General features: G+C 48.1%; 22 protein-coding genes. All 22 read right to left on the bottom strand.

From position 1 onward, the window contains the following. Window positions 1-60: 60 nt before the first annotated feature. Window positions 61-243 (bottom strand): 50S ribosomal protein L32, encoded by a 183-nt coding sequence (rpmF, locus tag M8332_RS03120; protein WP_252750151.1) that lies wholly within the window; start codon window positions 241-243, stop codon window positions 61-63. A gap of 41 nt (window positions 244-284) precedes the next feature. After that, window positions 285-839, bottom strand: coding sequence for a DUF177 domain-containing protein (locus M8332_RS03115; RefSeq protein WP_252780717.1), 555 nt, complete (start codon window positions 837-839; stop codon window positions 285-287). Between the two features lie 59 nt (window positions 840-898). After that, the gene (locus tag M8332_RS03110; protein WP_252780716.1) at window positions 899-2,047 is read right to left on the bottom strand and encodes a nucleotidyltransferase; all 1,149 of its coding nucleotides are present in this window, start codon (window positions 2,045-2,047) and stop codon (window positions 899-901) included. Beyond that, window positions 2,044-2,778 carry a class I SAM-dependent DNA methyltransferase gene (locus M8332_RS03105; RefSeq protein WP_252780714.1) on the bottom strand — a complete coding sequence of 245 codons (735 nt, stop codon included), beginning with the start codon at window positions 2,776-2,778 and terminating at the stop codon, window positions 2,044-2,046. Before M8332_RS03105 ends, M8332_RS03110 begins: the two co-directional genes overlap by 4 nt. 2 nt (window positions 2,779-2,780) lie before the next feature. Continuing rightward, complete coding sequence (gene rsfS, locus M8332_RS03100) at window positions 2,781-3,140, bottom strand: ribosome silencing factor (RefSeq protein ID WP_252750147.1); 360 nt, start codon at window positions 3,138-3,140, stop codon at window positions 2,781-2,783. A gap of 8 nt (window positions 3,141-3,148) precedes the next feature. After that, window positions 3,149-3,751, bottom strand: a complete 603-nt coding sequence (yqeK, locus tag M8332_RS03095) for a bis(5'-nucleosyl)-tetraphosphatase (symmetrical) YqeK (protein WP_252780713.1) — start codon at window positions 3,749-3,751, stop codon at window positions 3,149-3,151. Continuing rightward, window positions 3,738-4,316, bottom strand: a complete 579-nt coding sequence (locus M8332_RS03090) for a nicotinate-nucleotide adenylyltransferase (protein ID WP_252780712.1) — start codon at window positions 4,314-4,316, stop codon at window positions 3,738-3,740. The genes yqeK and M8332_RS03090 overlap by 14 nt, the downstream gene beginning before the upstream one ends. A 9-nt stretch (window positions 4,317-4,325) precedes the next feature. Beyond that, on the bottom strand, window positions 4,326-4,637 hold the full coding sequence (gene yhbY / locus M8332_RS03085; protein ID WP_252780711.1) for a ribosome assembly RNA-binding protein YhbY: 312 nt from the start codon (window positions 4,635-4,637) through the stop codon (window positions 4,326-4,328). A 13-nt stretch (window positions 4,638-4,650) separates the two neighbouring features. Further along, a complete protein-coding gene (gene yqeH / locus M8332_RS03080; RefSeq protein WP_252780710.1) occupies window positions 4,651-5,787 on the bottom strand; it encodes a ribosome biogenesis GTPase YqeH in 1,137 nt (378 codons plus the stop codon). Beyond that, window positions 5,787-6,311, bottom strand: coding sequence for a YqeG family HAD IIIA-type phosphatase (locus M8332_RS03075; protein WP_252780709.1), 525 nt, complete (start codon window positions 6,309-6,311; stop codon window positions 5,787-5,789). Before M8332_RS03075 ends, yqeH begins: the two co-directional genes overlap by 1 nt. Window positions 6,312-6,432: 121 nt before the next feature. Further along, window positions 6,433-6,786, bottom strand: coding sequence for a 50S ribosomal protein L20 (gene rplT / locus M8332_RS03070; RefSeq protein WP_252780708.1), 354 nt, complete (start codon window positions 6,784-6,786; stop codon window positions 6,433-6,435). Window positions 6,787-6,821: 35 nt separating this feature from the next. Next, the gene (rpmI, locus tag M8332_RS03065) at window positions 6,822-7,016 is read right to left on the bottom strand and encodes a 50S ribosomal protein L35 (RefSeq protein WP_252780707.1); all 195 of its coding nucleotides are present in this window, start codon (window positions 7,014-7,016) and stop codon (window positions 6,822-6,824) included. 34 nt (window positions 7,017-7,050) lie between these two features. After that, window positions 7,051-7,557, bottom strand: a complete 507-nt coding sequence (infC, locus tag M8332_RS03060) for a translation initiation factor IF-3 (protein ID WP_252750139.1) — start codon at window positions 7,555-7,557, stop codon at window positions 7,051-7,053. Between the two features lie 196 nt (window positions 7,558-7,753). Continuing rightward, window positions 7,754-9,715, bottom strand: coding sequence for a threonine--tRNA ligase (gene thrS / locus M8332_RS03055; RefSeq protein WP_252780705.1), 1,962 nt, complete (start codon window positions 9,713-9,715; stop codon window positions 7,754-7,756). A gap of 256 nt (window positions 9,716-9,971) precedes the next feature. After that, a complete protein-coding gene (dnaI, locus tag M8332_RS03050; protein ID WP_252780704.1) occupies window positions 9,972-10,895 on the bottom strand; it encodes a primosomal protein DnaI in 924 nt (307 codons plus the stop codon). Further along, entirely contained in the window at window positions 10,892-12,226 is a 1,335-nt protein-coding gene (locus M8332_RS03045; RefSeq protein WP_252780703.1) for a DnaD domain protein, read from the bottom strand. The genes dnaI and M8332_RS03045 overlap by 4 nt, the downstream gene beginning before the upstream one ends. Next, a complete protein-coding gene (nrdR, locus tag M8332_RS03040) occupies window positions 12,213-12,710 on the bottom strand; it encodes a transcriptional regulator NrdR (RefSeq protein ID WP_252780702.1) in 498 nt (165 codons plus the stop codon). Before nrdR ends, M8332_RS03045 begins: the two co-directional genes overlap by 14 nt. Before the next feature lie 4 nt (window positions 12,711-12,714). Continuing rightward, window positions 12,715-13,290, bottom strand: a complete 576-nt coding sequence (coaE, locus tag M8332_RS03035) for a dephospho-CoA kinase (protein ID WP_252780701.1) — start codon at window positions 13,288-13,290, stop codon at window positions 12,715-12,717. After that, window positions 13,283-14,125: a DNA-formamidopyrimidine glycosylase gene (mutM, locus tag M8332_RS03030; protein ID WP_252780792.1), complete on the bottom strand. Its 843-nt coding sequence runs from the start codon at window positions 14,123-14,125 to the stop codon at window positions 13,283-13,285. Before mutM ends, coaE begins: the two co-directional genes overlap by 8 nt. Window positions 14,126-14,144: 19 nt before the next feature. Continuing rightward, the gene (gene polA / locus M8332_RS03025) at window positions 14,145-16,832 is read right to left on the bottom strand and encodes a DNA polymerase I (RefSeq protein WP_252780700.1); all 2,688 of its coding nucleotides are present in this window, start codon (window positions 16,830-16,832) and stop codon (window positions 14,145-14,147) included. Window positions 16,833-16,913: 81 nt separating this feature from the next. After that, window positions 16,914-18,257, bottom strand: coding sequence for a UDP-N-acetylmuramate--L-alanine ligase (gene murC, locus M8332_RS03020; protein ID WP_252780699.1), 1,344 nt, complete (start codon window positions 18,255-18,257; stop codon window positions 16,914-16,916). Between the two features lie 34 nt (window positions 18,258-18,291). Continuing rightward, a complete protein-coding gene (locus tag M8332_RS03015; RefSeq protein ID WP_252780698.1) occupies window positions 18,292-20,598 on the bottom strand; it encodes a DNA translocase FtsK in 2,307 nt (768 codons plus the stop codon). Window positions 20,599-20,627: the final 29 nt, after the last annotated feature.

Raw genomic sequence — 20,627 nt, 5'->3', positions numbered from 1 at the left:
AATTGGGGATAAAAAAAGAACGGCGAAAACCCATGGTGTTTTCGCCGTTCTTTATAAATATTAGTTGTTCTTTTGAGCAACAACTTCCTTGCCGTTGTAGTAACCACAACTTGGGCAAACATAGTGAGACTTCCGCAGTTCACCACAGTTAGGGCATGGACTCATGCCCGGTACCGTCAACTTAATGTGACCACGACGCATATCTCTTCTTGCTTTCGAAGTTTTTCGCTTTGGTACAGCCATTAATAACAACCTCCCCTTAATTAATTTCCACTAGTGAATTTTTAAGTCTTGTCGGTATCATCCGCATAAAACTGCTTCAGACTAGCAAGACGTGGATCAACTTGTTTAGCTCCCGCGTGCTGCTCGTTAAAGTCAGCCTCGGAAATCACTTCCCAGTCCTCACCGACCGGCATTTTAGCTCCGTCCCGTTCGGCTGGAGAAAGGACTTGCATTGGAATCTGCACAATCACATTATCTGCCACTGCTTTGTCAAAATCAACCTTTCCAGCGTCATCAACCTTGATAACGACAACCTCATTCTCATAGCGATTAAAGGCGGCCTTGGTGTTGACATACACTTCGGAAAAATGAAATTTCAGTGGCAATGAAAACGGTGTTAACGAACGCGACGATGGCACTGTCACCGCTCCTTCGACGTCGGCATCAATGATTACATCCCCGTTATCAGCTACCGCAGAAACTTGGACCGTAAATGGCGTTGCATCTAAAATCTCCTGCGGATACCGCTCCAGAAGGTCTGCCTTCAAATCAAGCGTGCCCTGTTCTGTGAACGGCTCCGTTTGATAACCTTGTAACTTTTCAAAGGACCACTTCATATAAATACCTCCAATGCAACAATTGTAATTATACTGACAATAAAAATCGATGTCAAGGTCTACTCCTTGATAGCTGGTTTCCGGATTACCGATCGGCCCCGATCTTGAACCCGACCATTCACCAGCTCCGTTACTAAGCCCGCTCGCGCCTCTAAGGCAAGCCCCTGGTTCAGCGCAGTTTTACTAGCCGTCGTAATCAACGGTAGCTCCAGGTGTTTTTTGACTGTATGCAGGTACTGCTGTCCCCGGGTTGTCATCCCTAAGACTCGCAGCACCGGTTGATAAGCACGAACAGCCGGATCCTGAAAGTTAAGTAAAATATACGTACACAATCGTTGTAACCGCGGATAGGTATACCGTTTGGTTTTTACAGCCGCTAAAAAATTCGCAAACGAAGGTGCCGATGGTGCCAACCGTTGTAACCGGTACTCTAAGCCCTCTGTCATCTGGTAAATCTGCCGTAATTCAGCCGGCGTCTGTTGGGTAATCGCATACTTCAAATACGGCCAAAATTGTTCCCAATCTAAGGGGGTTAAGCCGGCCCACGCCTGTTTAGTGGCATCGGGAACACTGGTGCGGTAATCCAAATCTCCGGCCAGTAATGCCCGGCGAATCGCGGTTCCACTCGAAATCGTTTGTCCAAGGTGCTGGTCACGATGACCGCTGCCCTGGCGTTTTACGGGAACCAGGTGCACAGGATGCGGGAACTGCCCCGCCGCCTGGGCGTACCAAAATCCCAGTGTATCGTTGGGTTCCTGCAATGCCAGTCCATACTCCCGTAGCAACGCCTGGCGAAAAGCCGTGGGAAAATTCAAGTGGTGATCCTGGAATTCTTGTCCGGTAGCCTGGACGTCGAGCTGCGCCAGCTGGTTAAAATCCCAGTCTGGGTGTTCACTGCCAAACGATAAATCGTCACATTGTAAAGCTTGCACCAGCTCCACGGCTCGCTGTGCAAACAAATGGGCCGGCTGAACCGCAGAAACCGCTGGCAATTCAATTACTAAATCGACCCCATTGGCTAATGCCATCTTCGTTCTGGTCCACTTATCAAAGACGGCCGGTTCCCCCCGCTGGGTCCAATTGCCACTCATGATGGCCACCGTCACGTTGGCCTGGGTTAGTCGCTGGGCCTGACGTAATTGCCACAGGTGACCGTTATGAAACGGAACATACTCAGCAATCACCGCGACGGCCCGGAGCGCTGTCATTGCTTCACACCCCGCAAAAACCACCGGGTAGTGGTATCGGTGACCGGTGCGTTTCCAAAGTCACTGGTCACGCTAATCGCTCCAAACCCCGCACTGTGAAGTGCTTGTTCGTAATCACCTAGTGGGTAGGTCCGCTCACGGTGCGTTTCCGCATAGGCTGCATACGCACCTAAATCCGGCTGGTAGTGAAAAAAGGTTAAATCATGCTCAACTGCATGGGAAACACGGCCCGCATAGGTCGTCCACATGAAAGCCTGGTCGTCGTCTTGATAGTTATACATGTAACCAGGATACTTTACATCAGTTTGGTAGGGCGTGATCACATCAAATAAAAATTGCCCGCCAACGGGCAACCGGTCAGCCACCGTTTGCAAAACTTGCGTGACTTCGGTTAGATCCTGTAAGTAACACAAAGAGTCATCAAAACACGTGACCACGTCAAACTCACCTAGCTCCTGTAAATCCAGCATGTTTAGTTGTAATAAGGGGACGGTGGTCTCCGCCTCTGCCAGGTGTTGGTTGGCAAGCGCCAGCATCTCGGCAGACAAATCCACCCCGGTTACCTGGTAACCAGCTTGAGCTAACAACACCAGTAGCCGGCCAGTGCCACAGGCGAGGTCTAACACCCGGGCTGGGGGTTGAACCCACCGCCTCACGTAATCGGCCCATTTTGGATACAACTCATTATCAAACAGTTGATCGTAAAACGTGGCAAACTGACTATAAATCATGCCTAATCCTCGTCAATCCAAGCCGAAATGTCTTCTACTTGTGCATCGGCCCACAGTTTTTCTAGGTTATAAAATTCCCGGGTTTCCTGTTTAAAGACGTGGATAATCACTTCGCCCGCCTCAATTAAAATCCAATTAGCCTGATCTTTTCCCTCAACATGATCAACCTTGACGTGCTGTTCTTCTAACTTATCAATGATGTTATTGGCAATCGCCTTAACCTGACGATCAGAATCAGCATCCATGATGACAAAGTACCGCCCCATCACACTCAGGCGTTCAATGTTTAAAACAACAATGTCGTGAGCGCGGCGTTCGTCAGCCGCTTTTACGACCGTCTCTAAAATTGCTTGGTTATCCATACATCCTCCTATTGTTGTCCAGCCACAATCACGTTATAGGCCGCAATTGCTGCTGGATAGACTGCTTGTTCATGCGTAACTAACCGCTTCATCGTTTGGGCATTTTGATAAACAACCCCATCCCATAACCGGGCGTGGGTGAGCTTGCGTGCATCCGTGACACCAGCAAAATCGCGCCCCGGCTCAATGTAATCGGCCATGTACACAATCTGGGCGTAAACATCCATGACCGGAGCGCCAATCGTGTGGTACTTCACGGCCCGTAAAATCCGATTATCATTAATCCCGAGTTCGCGTTGCACCAACAGATAGCCCACGTAGCCGTGCCAAATGGCGCTGCCGTAGTTTAAAAGCTCAGGATCTAGGTGGTCTGTTTGAATCACCGCCTCAAAATCAGCTTTGGGCCGTTGCTTGGCATAATCATGCACGAGGCCAGCTAAGCCAGCGACCGTGGGATCCGCCTGCTGTTCCGTTGCCAATTCAATGGCGGTTTGTTCGACCCGCAGACAGTGGTCCAGCCGGTTGGGCTTTAACATGGTTCGCATTTTCGCAATGATTTGGTCACGATCAAAATCGGCATATCGGTGATAATCTAATTTACTCTGTTTCATAAAGTCCGTGCTCCTTAATGTATTTTAAAACGGGATCGGGCAACAGGTAGCGGACGTCTTCGTGCCGTTGCAATTTGGTTCGAATCAATGACGAAGAAACCGCAAAGGTTGGCACGTTAATCCAATGCACGGGATACGGCGCCTCGGTCGTAGTTCCCACGCGCTTAACCCCGACAAAGGTTACCAACTTTACCAAATCGGCAATCCGATACCAGGTGGGCAAATCGGCCACCATGTCCCCACCAATAATGAAATAGTACTCGATATCAGGATGAGTGGTCCGTAAGGTTTGCAGTGTCGTATAGGTATAGCTCTTGCCCTGGCGTTGAATTTCCGTTAGATCAATCCCGAAGTGGGCATTATCCGCAAGGGCGAGCCGTAACATTTCCACCCGGTGCTGCGCCGCAATCGCTTCCTTATGGTCCACGTGGGGCGGCTCAAAATCGGGCAAAAAATCGACTCGATCAAGTTGCAGTTGTGCATATGCCTGCTCCGCAATTAACAAGTGGCCCTGGTGGACCGGATTAAAGGTTCCCCCAAGTAGTCCAATTCGTTGTCTACGCATGACTAAAACCTATAACTGGAACACGCCGTGGGAAATATCACGGTGGTTCGGTTGACTGGCTTCTTGAAACAGTAAGACCGTTTTCCCAATCGTCTGCACAACTTGAATTTCACTGTTAGCTTCAATAAACTGTTTGACTTCCGCGGGACTGACATCCGCACTTTGTTGGATGCTTACCTTTACAAGTTCCCGTTTTGCGACGGCCCGGGCAACCTCTTGTAACCACATTGCATTCAGTCCGTTTTTCCCCACGGAAAAAATCGGCCGGAGTTGGTTCGCATTGGCCCGTAAAAACCGTTTTTGTTTCCCAGTTAATTTCATTGTTACTCCTTTATTAAAACATTGATTTTCTGATCAGAACGGCCACCCCTTTGGGAGCCCAACCGGCAACGACACTCCCCGTTGGCACCGTTACCCAGCCTAAGCCTTCAATCACTAAATCAGAGGTGTCCGTAACCTTAAATTCGTGGCGTTGTAGCGGGATCACATTTTCAGGTCCCTCCGGTGGCGTCAACAGCTCGCCGGCGTGGTTAGCAAAGAATTCATCGGCGTTTTCCAGTTTAGTTCGGTGTACCATTAAATTATTATCAACGTAAACCGTAAAGCCCGCCTTCGGTCCCTGGAGGTAATCAAACCGTCCCACAGCACCCCAAAATAAGGTTTGTCCTGAATTTAACTGATGAACCCGGGGTTTAATTCGTTTTTGGGGTGAAACGTACTTAAGATCCTGACTACTTAAGTAGTGCGCCATTTGACTGGAATGAATAATTCCCGGAGTGTCAATTAATAAGTGACCATTATCCAACGGAATTTTAATCAAATCAAGCGTGGTCCCCGGGAATTTCGAGGTGGTAATCACCTGCCGTTCTCCCGAACTTTGATGAATGATCTGATTAATCAACGTTGATTTTCCAACGTTTGTCACTCCAACCACGTAGACGTCGCGCTCATGGGCATACCGGTCAATCACCGTTAGCAGGTCATCAACCGCTTGATTGGTCTTCGCCGATACCAATTCCACCCCGATGGGGCGCAAGCCGGCCCGGTTAACCGTCTGGCGTAACCAGTCCTTAACCTTGGTCGGTTTAAACGACGATGGCAATAAATCCACCTTATTGCCAACCACCAGAACCGGATTCTTCCCGACGAAGCGTTGTAACCCTGGAATCAAGCTCCCATTCACGTCAAAAATATCGACCACGTACACAACCAACGAATCGGTGGTGCCAATCTGACTCAACAGGTTTAAAAACTCATCGTCAGAAACGCTGACCGGTTGAATCTCGTTGTAATGCCGGAGTCGAAAACAGCGTTGACAGTAAAGTTCCCCCGTCTTCAGGCCCTTTTCCAGTGCTCCACTTGGAGTATAGCCCGCGGCCATTTTATCCGTCGTTTGAATTTGGGCGCCACAACCGATACAAAATAGCGGTTCCGTCGCTGCGACCTCTTCATCCAATCGTTTTTCGTCCATTAATCAATATCTTCCTTCCACTGTAGCTTATATTTTTTTTGCAGTAACCGGTACACTAGTTTTTCTAACTGGCGGTTCAGTTTAGTGGGTAATAAGTCGGTTTGCACGAGGGGCTTCACCCAGATGCTTTTAATTTTACAGCTATTGGCTGCCAGCACATCAGTTAATAACTGATCGCCGACCATCACCACTTCTTGTTTGTGCAAGTGGCCCTGCTTTAAGGCCCGTTTAATCCCGACCGGAAGCGGTTTTAAGGCATGCGCCACAAATGGTAACTGCAAATCACCTACGGCTCGTTTAACCCGTTTGGGATTATTGTTCGAAACGACCACCAGTTTGATTCCGGACCCTTGTAAGCTCTCCATCCAGTGCTTTAACTTCGTGGTACTGTTTTTATTATTCCAAGGAATGAGGGTGTTGTCTAAATCAGCCAAAACGGTTGTAATTCCGTGTTGTCGCAATTTTTGGGGCGAAATTTGAAAGACGTTCTCCACCATCCAGGTTGGTTTAAATGCTTTTAACATTGGCACGCTCTTTTCTTGATTGTTTATCCTTTATTTTAAAGCATCTGCAACGGAAATAGTAGCGGTTTAAAAGCAAAAAAACTTCTACCAGGTGTTCCTAGTAGAAGTTTTAACGCTCTGCTTATAAAGCTTTTTTGGCTTCAGCAACTAAAGCTGCAAATGCATCTGCATCATTCACTGCTAAGTCCGCTAACATCTTACGGTTAACGTCAATGTTAGCCACCTTAAGCCCATGCATTAATTTACTGTAACTAATGTCATTAATCCGGGCTGCCGCGTTAATCCGCGTAATCCACAGTTTTCTAAAGTTCCCTTTGTTGTTACGACGATCACGAAAGGCATATTCCCGTGACTTCATTACTTGATCTTTAGCAGTTTTAAAGAGCCGGTGCTTTCCACCGCGGTATCCCTTAGCTAATTTCAGTACGCGTTTCCGCCGGTTCCGTGTAGCAGTTCCACCTTTTACTCGTGGCATATTAAAATCCCCCTAGATTAAAAATTTAACTTAGTTTATTTTTTTAATAATTCAGTATATGACTTAACCCAAATGCTGTTTAACATGTGAGTCCCACGTAAGTGACGACGTTGCTTCTTCGTCTTCCCGTGGAAACGGTGACTAGTAAAGGCATGGGCACTCTTTAACCCACCCTTAGCAGTCTTTTTAAACCGTTTTGCAACGGCCCGGTTTGATTTCATTTTTGGCATAACAATTTCCTCCTCTTTGGTTTACTCTCGTAACCTACTTTTTTGTTTTATTACTTGGTGCAAGCATTAAGAACATACTCCGGCCATCCATCTTTGCTCGTTGCGTAACGGTTGCAATGTCAGCCGTGGCATCAGCCATCCGGTTCAACACGTCCCGACCGATCTCTTTATGCGTGATGGCCCGTCCCTTAAAACGAATGGAAACCCGCACTTTTTCGCCCTTTGTGAGGAACTTTTGTGCGTTTTTCAACTTCGTATTGAAGTCATTCGTATCAATCGTTGGACTTAACCGAATTTCCTTAACGCTAACCGTTTTTTGCTTCTTGCGGGATTCCCGTTCCTTCTTTTGTTGGTTAAAACGGTACTTCCCGTAATCAAGAATTTTAGCAACTGCCGGTTTAGCGTTTGGTGCAACCAGCACTAAATCCAAGTTCGCGTCCTCGGCAATTTGCATTGCTTCAGCCTTTGATTTCAAACCAAGTTTGTTACCTTGATCATCAATAACCATCATTTCACGAGCTCTGATTCCATCGTTGACCATTTGATCTCTTTTTGCTATGGTGATTCACCTCCAAGTAAATTTCAAAGCAGAAAAAGGCGGAAACTCAATCGAGTTCCCGCCTTGGCTACTGGGAAAACCCAGTAACTTGCATCCGAATAGCCCAGCAACAAAACGTCACTCAGGCGAGAAGCGGGAAGCCTCTGCTTTTAACTATTTTAGCATATCAAGGTTCCGCTTATTTGTCAACCTTGGGTTGGGCATCGTTGCGAGAATAAGTCGAAATATCGTGCATAATTTCCACTTGGAAGTCATCCATTGGTAACTCGCGACTATCCTCTTCCCCATACTTACGCACTGAAACCGTGTGGTTCTGGACTTCGTCATCACCAACAACGATGGTGTAAGGAATTTTGTGCGTTTGGGCGTCCCGAATCAGGTAGCCCATCTTTTCTGAGCGTTCGTCAACGGCTGAACGAACGTGCAGCGCCCGCAACTGTTCGTTAATCTGGTGGGCGTACGGACCGTGCTTAGCTTCACTAACCGGAATGATTTGCACTTGTTTAGGCGCTAACCAGGTTGGGAAAGCTCCCTTGTAAATTTCAATGAGGTAGGCCGTAAACCGTTCCATCGTTGAAACCAAGCCCCGGTGAATCATTACGGGCCGGTGTTCCTGACCGTCTTCACCAACGTAGTGCAGATCAAAGCGAGCTGGTAACATGAAGTCCAGTTGAATCGTAGAGAGGGTTTCCTCGTTTCCAAGGGCCGTCTTCGTTTGCACGTCCAACTTTGGACCATAAAAGGCTGCTTCGCCTTCGGCTTCAACGTAGTCCAAGCCTAATTCATCCATGGCACCCTTCAACATGCTCTGGGCCTTGTTCCACATCTCATCATCATCAAAGTACTTTTCCGTATTCTTCGGATCCCGATAACTTAACCGGAACGTGTAATTATCAATGTCAAAGTCATGATAAACGTCCATCATGAGGTTCAAAATCCGCTTGAATTCTTCCTGGATTTGTTCCGGAGCAACGAACGTGTGCCCATCATTGAGAGTCATTTCCCGGACCCGTTGTAATCCACTTAAGGCCCCCGATTTTTCGTACCGGTGCATCATTCCCAATTCAGCAATCCGTAATGGTAGTTCTCGGTAGGACCGAATGTGATGGTTATAAATTTGGATGTGGGAAGGACAGTTCATGGGTCGTAATTCCAGCATCTCATCATCATCCATTTCCATTGGCGGGAACATGTCTTCTCGGTAGTGTTCCCAGTGTCCGGATTGCTTGTAAAGGTCAAGGTTTGCTAAGACTGGTGTGTAAACATGTTCATACCCGTTCGCTAATTCCTTGTCAACGATGTAGCGTTCAATCGTCCGCCGAATCGTTGCTCCGTTTGGCATCCAGTATGGTAACCCAGCGCCAACTTTAGGATCAACGAAGAACAGGTCGAGGTTGTTCCCAATCACCCGGTGATCGCGTTCCCGAGCTTCCTGTCGCTTTTGTAAATCGGCTTCTAAATCGGTAGCTTTGTAAAAGGACGTTCCATATAACCGTTGGAGCATGGGATTAGAGGACTTGCCTTCCCAGTATGCCCCGGCAACCGATAAGAGTTTAAAGTGCTTGAGAGCTTTCAAACTAGGCGCAGCAACCACTTGAGCAAGAACCAATTGCCCCCCAATTTCGTAAAAGGGAATTTCATCAGCCGCTTCAGCTTCGACTAGTTCCGTTTGGTAGCGATCCCCGCTAACTTCGGTTAAGGCGTCTGCTTTATTCAACATTACGCGGTTTACAACCGCATTATCCCTAATCACCCGTTGCATTTGTGCTGCGAGTCCATCTAATTCGTCCGCACTAATCTGGCGTTCGTCTTTTTCCGTATCAACGTAAAAGCCATCTTCATCAGCTGCTAATCGACCTAAGCGCACCCCAGCAAATTCCCGTTTAACGACCGCAGCTAGTAACTGTGCGGCACTCTGCCGGAGCACCATCAACCCATCGTTTGAATCAGCCGTTACAATTTCTAGCTTTCCGTCCGTCAGCAATGGTTCCCGAACATCTACTAACTTTTCGTCCAGTTTTCCAGCCACTGCTTTTTTAGCTAGACTAACTGAGATTGATTTGGCTACCTCAGCCACTGTAATGCCACTATTAAATGCTTGCGTGCGACCATCTGGAAATTCGAGCGTAATTTGTGCCATTTCCTCTTCCTCCTATCAAAAAAGCCCCTTGGTAATCAATCCCAAGGGGCGTCATTAGACGCGGTTCCACCCAATTTATCCGTTCTCCGGATATCTCTGTCAACCACTTTAATTTACATTAAGAAACAGGTGGTAGGTGCAACTCGCCAACAAGTAGTTTCCAGAATCATGCTACTCTCTCTGTGAATTAAAGTTGTACCCGTGTCCTTATTTAGTAGTCTAATCACATCGCCTATGGGTGTCAAGCGCGAACCCTTTAATTTCTTAAATTGTTTCCATTTAAAAATACCGGGCGTGCGAGAAACTTAATCCGTTCCATTAACCGTTGGGCTTTTAACGGATCAACGACATCCTTCCCCGTCACAGCGAGGTGTTCTGTCGCCAACTTATCCATTGAGAAGTTAGAAGTAAAGAACGTGGCCAACTGATGCTGCATTCGATACTCTAAAATCACGCCCAACACGTCATCCCGAATCCACGCTGACATTGAATCTGCCCCCAGATCATCAATGATCAGTACGGGGGTCTGTTTCACCTGGTCAACTTTATCCTGAAGGGTGTGATCTCCGATGGCATTCTTCAAAGCAACCGCAAAGGATGGGAAGTGAACTAACGTGGTTTGAATTCCGTGATCGGATAACCGATGGGCCATGGCGGCCATCAAAAAGGTCTTTCCCACCCCAAAGGGCCCGTACAGATATAAGGCTTGGTAGTTTGCTTTCGAATCCGCTTCATACTGCTCAATAAAGTCTAGGATTTTAATGATGACTTCTTCTTGGTCCGGGGTCGGCTCATAGTCTTCAAAGTTAACCTGCTTAATGGCGGTCGTCATCCCCACCGTTCTAAAGTTACTTTGCAAGCGGTGTTGCCGTTCCTGTTCCAAAAACTCCGGGGTCGGCTGGTATGCCACTTCAATCAAGTGATCACTAACCACTAACTGGGGAGCATACCCCTTCGCAAAGTTCCCGTTGCCGGCCTGTAACTTCTGTTTTTCGGTGACAAACTCGTATAATTTCGAAGTCGATTTTTCCTTTGCCTGCGGATCAAGTTCAGCCTGGTGCTCCTGCAAAAATTGTTGCACGTCTGGGTCAGCGTAGACCCGTTGCAACAACTCCTGGTAGTGTGCTTCTAAGTGATGCTGTTGTAGGGATGTTTTCAGTCCCGCACCAACGTTTTTCATTGCTTATCCCTCCCTTCCGACTGGTTTTTGTTTAACTTAGCTAACCGTTCCTTGATTAGCTTCCGATTGGCAGCGGAAGCTTGTTTTTGCGAACGCTGATTGCCAGCCTGGTGCGCCCAGTCTGGAAGCGTTTCGCGAACGGTCTGGCGGCGTTGTTTAGTTTTGCTAGCTTTTTTAGTGGCCAAGCGCTGGTCTCGTTGCTTAATTTCCAGTAACGCTTGGGTCGCCGTTTGAAGCTTTCGTTGGGCCCAGTCATTGGCAATCGTATCTAATAAATTTTTGTTCAACGTGGGGGCTTCTCGCTCAACCAGCAATAGGTAGGTCAACATGTTTACCACCGACCGTGGCAAGACGTTGCGTTCAACTAACTGGCGTAACGAGCGTTCCTCCGCGCTCGTCGCGTAGCCTCCCTTTTCTCGTTTAATCGCCCCTAAAAAGGGAATCGGCGCCGCGGTTTCTGCGACCTGCACTAATTGCTGTTCTTGTTGACTCAACTGGGCGTTCGTAGTGTCCATTTCCAAGTGCTCTGCTGGCGCTGACGGCTGGGGAGCGGCTGGCGTATGGCGCCGCGCCATTAATAACTGAAATTTCTGCTTATCAAACCGGTTAGTGGTTAGATTGGTCGCCTGCTCAATGACTCGGCACATCTCGGGCTCATCCACCCCATACAGTTGCTTGGTTACGGCAAACAGCGCTTGATTTTTTTTGATTTCTGCAAGGTTCACAAAGGAACTCTGCAAAATCTGCAACATCAGTTGCAAATCAACCTCCGGTAACTCCGGATCCGGAGCCTGCGGTGGCGTTTGTTGGGCAGCTTGTTTGGTTTGCCTAACTAGCAGTGGTACTGAACCAGCTGGTTGGGCAAACACCTGCCAAAAGCTATGGGTCTGATCGTCTAAATTCGAGACATCCAACGGGCGGGGTAGCAACTGCTGGGCGAGGGTCATAAATTGATGCTCCCCAATCATTTCCAGTAGAAACTGACTGAGAAGTTCCTGTTGAAAAAATTGCGCTGGTAGCAGGGGATCAAGCAACTGATAGAGCGTCTGTTCCCCCTGCCGGTAAACCCGCATTAACCCACTACCTTCGAGCTTTAACCGGGCTTGATAGAGCTGCTCGGCATCAATTTGGAGCGTACTCATTAAATAAAAGTGTCCCTGAGCTTGTTCTGACTGGTGCCACAAAAGATTCTCCAAGGCATAAGCATCATTCCCAATCATTGGCAAATACAGCTGGTCAAGGCTAAGCCGCTGTTCCGTAGTTAAATTGTGACCCCGACGGACTTGAAATTTCGTCTGGGGGTTAATTAATTGATTATCATTTTCCATCATGTTTACTTTCAGTTTTAACGGTGGGGTTGTTACCCATTAACTCCTGCATTTTCGCGTAAAACTCATTCATATCCTTGAACTGGCGGTAGACACTCGCAAAGCGAATGTAAGCAATCTCATCAACATCCTTGAGGCCGTTCATGACGTACTCCCCAATGGCCTTACTCGAAACTTCATGGCTACCGGCATCCCGGTTTTCAATGCTTTGCTTGGTTTGATCCACGATTTGATTCATTTGCGCCCGCGAAACGGGGCGTTTTTCACAAGAGCGAATAATCCCCCGGAGTAACTTATCCGAACTAAACTCTTCACGATCACCATTCTTCTTTACTACTAGTAACGGCGACGCTTCCAGAGTTTCAAACGTTGTAAACCGAAAACCACAGTGTTCACACTCACGGCGGCGACGAATCTCACTGCCACCAGATAAGGGACGACTATCAACGACCCGTGACGCCGCTTGTTGACATTTTGGGCATTTCATAACTTTACCTCATCTTCTCTAACCAGGTTTGTAATTGATGCGTTAACTGGGTTGCTCCCGCGGTGCTATCGACCACCCAATCGGCTAACGCTGCCTTCGTCGCTTGTGACCACTGGGCTCCCATCAACTGACTCGCCCGACTGATGCTGACTTGATTACGAGCGATTAACCGTTGCATCTGTACAAGCGGTTCGCACGTCACCATGAGAATCTGATCCACATAGCTGGTAAAGCCGTTTTCAAACAATGTCGGTGCATCCAAAACCAGCAGATCCAATTCGGCCATCGCGGCCGTCACCCGCTGCAACAAGGCCGGATTAATGATGCGGACTAAGCGCTTCAACTGCGTGGGATCTGCAAAGACCAGTTGCCCTAACCGGTGGCGATCAATTTGCCCGTCCACTTGAACCTCTGGACCAAACGTCGCGGTAATCTGCTGAATGATTGCTGAATCATGCGCTTCCAATTCATGCGTTTCCGCATCTAAATCTAACACCGCGACTCCTTGACTTACCAAATACCGAGCAGCAGTCGATTTTCCGGTGGCAATTCCTCCCGTTAATCCAATTACCTTAGTCACTTAAATCACCATGAACCACTTGGCACTTAGGACAGAAAGTCGTTCCCCGTTGGGCAACCTTAATCTTCTCCATCAACGTTTTACACCGACGACAAGGCTCGCCCTTGCGCCCATAAGCTTGCAGTTGGTTTTGAAACTGACCAGCTTCCCCAAAGGCGTTCGAATACGAATGCACCGTGGTTCCATGACCTTTGATTGCCGCTGCAATCTCCGTGATGATGTTGTCGCGGAGCTTTTCAATTTCTGCATCGCTAACGTAGTTCGTGGGTTGTTCGGGATGAAGCTTGGACATCCACAGCACTTCATCACAGTAAATGTTACCCAAGCCAGCCACCTGTGATTGGTCGAGTAAAAAGGCCTTAAGTTTGCGATGGGACTTGTGCAACCGTTCTTTAAGGTACGTAAAACTGAGATCATCAGCCGTTGGTTCCGGACCAATTTTATTGAGACCCGACAGCTCCATTACTGCGTCGTTGGCAACCAGCGCCATTTTCCCAAACATCCGGGTATCTTTGTACCAGAGTTCCCGGCCGTCATCTAAATGAAAGACCACGTTCGTATGCTTCGGCCGGGTGGAACCAGCTGGTTCGACCTCGTACTTTCCTTCCATCCGCAAATGCGATACAAGGGTTAAATCATTGGTTAAGCGAAACAACAGGTACTTGCCCCGCCGGTCAATGCGCTCAATGGTTTGTCCTGCCAGTTGGCTCGCAAACTCATCTGCGGGCATGTTTATCATCTTGGGATAGAGCACTTCTACGGAATCAATCTTCGCGCCACCCACTAATTTAGTGAGACCCTGGCGGACGGTTTCTACTTCTGGTAATTCTGGCATCATTCCACCTACTTATTTTTTATTTTTTGATATTATACCAATTATTGCCATAGCGGCTTTCAACTTTTAACGGCACATCGAAGTTAACGGCGGCCGCTTGTAACAAAGAATCCGTTTGGACAATCGAATCCATGACCTTGGGCACCACCGTCTCTAAGGTTTCTAGTTCAAAAACGGGAGCTTCAAAAATTAGTTCATCATGGATCTGTAACAGCATGCGGGCTTGCAGGCCCCGGTCAGCCAGCACCTGGTTCATCTTAATCATGGCCGCCTTAATAATATCCGCTGCACTCCCTTGAATGGGAGAATTCATCGCAATCCGTTCGGCAAATTGGCGCCGTTGGAAACTCCGGGATTTGATTTCTGGAATATACCGGCGCCGTTTCGCAATCGTTTCCACGTACCCGTGGTCCTTCGCAAAGGCGACGCTTTCATCCATATACTGCTTTACCCCAGGGTATTCATGAAAGTACTTCTCAATGAAGCGCTTGGCTTCTTGATTAGAAATACCCGTATTTTGCGATAAACCGTAGGAACTAATCCCATAGACAATCCCAAAGTTAACTGCTTTGGCCTGACGTCGTAAATTGGCGTCAACATCCGCATCCGGATCTAATTCAAAAATCCGCCGGGCAGTAACCGCATGAATATCCTCGTCGTTGGCAAAGGCCGCTTTCATGTTCGGATCACCCGAAATGGCCGCTAACACCCGCAGTTCAATCTGGGAGTAATCCGAGGAGAATAAAACCCAATCTGGCTCGGATGGAACAAAGGCTTCACGAATCTTGCGCCCCTCCTCCGTTCGCACCGGAATGTTTTGCAGATTCGGGTCAACCGACGATAACCGTCCGGTCTGAGTCAGAGTCTGTAAGTACCGGGTATGCACCTTTTGATCAGGTTGGATGTCACTTTCGATTCCATCGATGTAGGTTGAAATTAGCTTGGTCAACTGGCGGTACGCTAAAATTTTAGCAATAATCGGATGGTCTGGAGCTAATTTCTCCAAGACATCAACGGAAGTTGAATAACCAGTTTTGGTCTTTTTAATCACCGGAAGCTGTAACTTTTCAAACAGCACCTCTCCGAGTTGTTTTGGAGAACCCACGTTAAACTCGGTCCCGGCATCCTGATAAATCCCCTGTTCTAGTTCAGCTACTCGTTCAATAAACTTACTTTTTAAAGCTTCTAACCGGTCGCGGTCAACCTTAATGCCAGTAATCTCCATTTGACCGAGGACCTGCGACAAGGGCAATTCCATTTCCCGGTAAAGTGCAGCTTGCTGGTGCGCATCTAAATCGGCTAACATTTGCTGCTTCAGTCGACTAATGGCGAGGGCCTTGCGGGTGAGATGCCGATAAAATTCATCATCAGCGGGCAACTTAATGCTTTTCCCTTTCCCGTAGACATCCTGATCGGGCAGCACCCCGTTATAGTGGTGTTGCCGCGCAACTTCGCCAACATCATCGGCGTTGTTAAGCGTGTTTAGTAAATATGAAACTAGCAACATGTCAAAATCAACGGCTTGCAAGGCAATCCCATCCCGGTGCAAGGCCACTCGTTGGGCTTTATTATCGAAAACATCTTTTTTGATTGCTGGATTTTCTAACAACCCTTGCACGTGTGGATTCTGCAGGAGAGCAACATCTTTGGTAACGTACCAGTGCTTTGGCGTGCCAATTACCAAACCAACCTGGTCGGCCACGTGATAATTAGGGGTCAACATTTCCACGTTGACGACCACTTCCGTAGTTAGTTGATCTAACTCCGCAGCGTTCTCAGCGGTTAACACCGTGTACTGCACCTCTGGTAGTTCCGAAGCGGCGGTTGCTTCTGAATCCGAATCCGTAAGAAAGGAACGGAAATTAAGCTTTTGATACAGTTCCTGTAAGTCCGGCTCTTGGTCCCCACGGTACTTCATGTCCCCCAAGCCAACCGTAAGCGGGGCATCTCGTTTGATAGTGGCTAGTTGCTTGGATAAAAACGCTTGCTCCCGGTCATTTACCAGATGTTCCTTGAGTTTTTTCCCGGACACCTCATCAATGTGTTGATAAAGATTTTCAATGGTTCCAAACTGATGCACGAGCTTCAACGCCGTCTTCGGTCCCACTTTTTCTACTCCGGGATAGTTATCGGAAGTGTCCCCTTGCAACCCCTTCACGTCCACGATTTGCTCCGGGGTAATCCCCATAGTTTCTTCCACGTAGGTCGGGGTAAAGGCCTCAATGTCACTGACCCCTTTTTTAGAAACCTTCACCGTGGTTTGTGGCGAACATAGTTGGGTTAAATCACGATCGCCGGTAACAACTGTAACTTTGTACCCGGCCTGTTCTGCTTGCCGCGCCGTAGTGCCAATGATGTCATCAGCTTCATAGTCCGCCAGTTCATAGGTTTTAATCCCCCGCTTTTGCAAGAGCTCCATCACATACGGAAACTGTTCACGCAACTCCTCGGGCATCCTATCCCGACCACTTTTATAACCGTGGTACATGTTCGTTCGAAAGGTCGTTTCTCCCGCATCAAACGCTGCCAGGACCGCATCCGGTTGCCCCTGGGCTAACATATCATTCAGCATTCGATTAAACCCGTACAGGGCATTCGTGTGTAAGCCGGCCTCATTGGTAAAACGATCTAAAGACTGGTACAAAGCGAAAAATGCCTTGTAAAATAATGAATTACCGTCAATTAATAATATTTTTTGTGCCGCCATTCCAACTGCCTCCGTTACTTTAGTTTCATTTTACCTGATTAATTATGTGAAAAAAAGCATGACTACCCGTCATGCTTTTTGTTAATTAACTTTTTTGCTCAAATGACTCAGCAAATCTTCATAGGTCCGTTCGTATTTTTGAATATCACCCGCTCCCATAAAAATAACTACGTCATCATGGAAGTTTAACAACGGTGACATGTTATCTTCGGTAATAAGCTCACTATTCGGAATCTTATCCACTAAATCTTGGCTAGACACGTCTCCCGATTTTTCCCGGGGGGATCCGTAGATTTTAGTTACATAGACCTTATCGGCTTTGCCGAGCGTTTCTGCAAAATCATCTAAATAGGCAATCGTGCGACTAAAGGTGTGCGGTTGAAAAACCACCACAATCTGCTTGTTGGGATATTCCTGACGGGCGGCATCTAAGGTGGCCTTAATCTCTGACGGGTGGTGCGCGTAGTCATCAATGATGATCATATCGTTCACCTTAACTTGGGCAAACCGACGTTTTACTCCCTTGAAGGTTAACAACTCCCGACGAATTTCCGCTAAGTCAACCTCTTCAAAGTAGGAAACGGCAATCACTGCTAACGCATTCAAAACGTTGTGTTCTCCAAATAACGGCACTTCAAACCGACCAAGATCCTTGCCCCGGAAAACCACGTTGAAAGTTGATCCCGTCGTGGTACGCTTCACATCAACCGCTTGAAAGTCATCATCTGTCCCGGTTCCGTAGTAATAAATCGGAACATTCACCTTTAACTTGCGCAGGTAAGGATCATCCCCCCACGCAAAAATCCCCTTTTGCACATGAGTCGCAAAGGTTTGAAAGGCATCAAACACGTCATCAATCCCCGTATAGTAATCGGGATGATCAAAGTCGATGTTCGTCATAATCGCATAGTCAGGATAGGTTGGCATAAAGTGGCGCCGGTATTCATCAGCTTCATATACGAAGAACCGGGCATCTGGAACTGCATTCCCAGTTCCATCTCCCACCAGGTAATCCGTCGGGGCAATTCCACTCAAAACGTGAGCTAGGAGTCCGGTGGTACTGGTTTTTCCGTGCGCCCCACAGACCGCAATACTCGTATATCCCTTGATTAATTCCCCTAAGAATTCCGGATAGCGATAAATTGGCAGGCCGAGTTTTCGTGCTTTCACTACCTCCGGCTGATCGTCTTTAAACGCATTCCCGACAATCAAGGTCATGCCCGGTTGGATGTTGTCCGGATCAAACGAATGTACCGGGATGCCAGCATCTTCTAACCCTTTCTGCGTAAAGGTATATTTATCAATGTCTGAACCTTCCACCCGATAGCCCATGTCCTTCACGACCAGTGCCATGGCACTCATTCCGGTTCCTTTAATCCCAACAAAGTAATAGGTAGTTGCTTTCGTTAACTTTGGCTCTGTCATAATTTTTAATTTGATTCCCTTCTCTGTGGTCTGCTTATACATTTAGTTGGGCATACTGGTCCTTCGTCAAATAAACTTCCCGTGGCTTAGAACCATGTTGCCCAGCGATGAAATGATTGCGCTCTAAGTCATCAATGATGCTGGCGGCCCGATTATAACCAACCGAAAAGACCCGTTGCAGTTTCGAAGTTGACACACTTTCTTCTCCCGCAATGTAAGCAAGAACTTGGGTCCAAAGTTCATCGTGAGTGGCAACTTGATCAGCACTTTTTAACAGGCTGGCCGGCTGGAATTCATAGTTCGCAGCGCCCTGGGTGCGGACGAAATTGGTAACTTTTTCAACTTCCTCGTTCGTAACGAACGCACCTTGCAATCGTTCGGGCTTATTGGCACCATTACCAAGATACAACATATCACCCTTCCCTAACAAGCGCTCGGCGCCAGCTTGATCAATAATGGTTCGAGAATCAACTTGACTAGAGACCATGAAGGCCACCCGGGTGGGAATGTTATTTTTAATGGTTCCGGTCACAATGTCAACACTTGGTCGTTGGGTCGCGACCACTAAATGAATTCCCGCTGCCCGCGCTTTTTGCGTAATCCGGACGATGTAATCTTGAACTTCGTTAGCAGCAACCATCATCAGATCCGCTAATTCGTCAATTACCACTAAAATGTACGGCAACTGATCGGCACCGTGTCCCGTCGCTTGGGCGCGTTGATTATACTGTTCAATGTTACGGACCCCGGCCGCCGTGAGGCGCTCATACCGTTGATCCATTGTTTCCGTAACCCATTTTAAGGCGGCGGCGGCTTCCTGCGGTTTAGAAATCACCGGTGCTAATAGATGCGGAATTTCATTGTACGGTGCCAATTCCACGGCCTTCGGATCAATTAAAATCATTCGTAGATCTTTCGGGGTGGCGTGGTAAAGCAACGATAACAATAAGCTATTGATAAACACACTTTTCCCCGATCCGGTTGCCCCGGCGATGAGCGCATGGGGCATCCGTTTCAGATCGGCCGTAACCGCCTGACCTTCGATGTCCATGCCCATCGCAATCGAAGTGTGAGCAGGATCAGCTTGAAAGGCCTGACCTTGCAAAATTTCTTGCAGCACCACTGGATGCGGCTTAGGGTTTGGAATTTCGATTCCAACCGTCGATCGTCCTGGAATCGGCGCTTCAATCCGAATGTCCTTCGCAGCTAACGCCAATTTCAAATCATCATTAAGGTTCGTCACCTTACTAACCTTAACCCCCAGGGCCAGCTTCACCTGAAACTGAGTCACAGTTGGTCCATTGGTCCAGTCCACCACGTGACCATCCACATGAAAGGCTTGCAATGTATCATCAAGCTTCTCCGCCTGATCGGCAATCCACGTATCTAAATCAGCTTCATCAAACTGAACCGGTGGGTTTAAAAGATTAAGGGCTGGAAAATGATAGCCAGCCGTTGTCGCAACCGTCTCCTGAGCAACCTGCTCTACTTGGTCACTATTGGCGCCTGATAAAGCGGCCTTCGTTGATGCTGAGAGCGACGATGCTTTTGCTTCAATCTGCTCAGCATTCCCATCCTGGTGATCACCCGGTTCAGTTGCTGACGCTTCTGGAGCTTGGGACTGCGCCTCAAGGGGCGAAGCCGACGTCGTAACTTCAGTCGTATCCGGGGGTTCAGGTTGCGATTCCGCGACCTTTGCTGGGGGCTGGTCGAAAAAACTCAGGTGGGCAGCTTGACCTTGTTCCGCCTGCATAATGTCAGTCAGAGAATGGCCTAAACCGTGTTGCTGACTAGGTTCAGTGGCCTTTGTTTCCGAGTTATCCACACTGTTTTCATTTTCGTTTTCATTTTGTGGGACGGCAGCTTCTATTGGTTCATCACCCGGAGCTAGCGCAGTGTCAGTTGCCTCTGATTCCGAAGCTGTCCCTGCCTCATCTGCCGCAACCGTTGTGATCAGCTCACTGGAAGTTGTGGCCTCGCCCGGTTCGGCTTCAGGGTCATCTGAAGCCATGACAATTAAAGCAGCTGCCGGAAGCGTCAAGGCCGCTAGTGCCCGATCATAAGCAGGGCTAAATTCCGGAGCCCGCCGTTGATAAAACGGCGTCCGGTCCGCGGTGACCTGGGGTTGAAACGCCCGGGTTTTTTGAACCAAACTCGCGGCTGGCACTTCCGGCTGGGTCACCTTCGGGGAGAAATTTTGTCGTTGTTCCTGCAAGGAAGCCATTTTCTCATCCTTAGAGCGCTCAGAATTAGAGTTTGAAGCAGCCGTTGCTTGAAATGAAGTTGTTGGTTGGCCAGCAAAGTACTTGCGAAAAAAAGCTGGACCATCGTAATGGTTCATTTACATTCACCTTAATCTTTAATTTAAAC

The sequence above is a fragment of the Fructilactobacillus ixorae genome (genome assembly GCF_024029915.1).
Lineage (GTDB): Bacteria > Bacillota > Bacilli > Lactobacillales > Lactobacillaceae > Fructilactobacillus > Fructilactobacillus ixorae.
The sequence above is the reverse complement of the archived record's forward strand: the minus strand, read 5'-3'. Positions and strand labels throughout refer to the sequence as shown.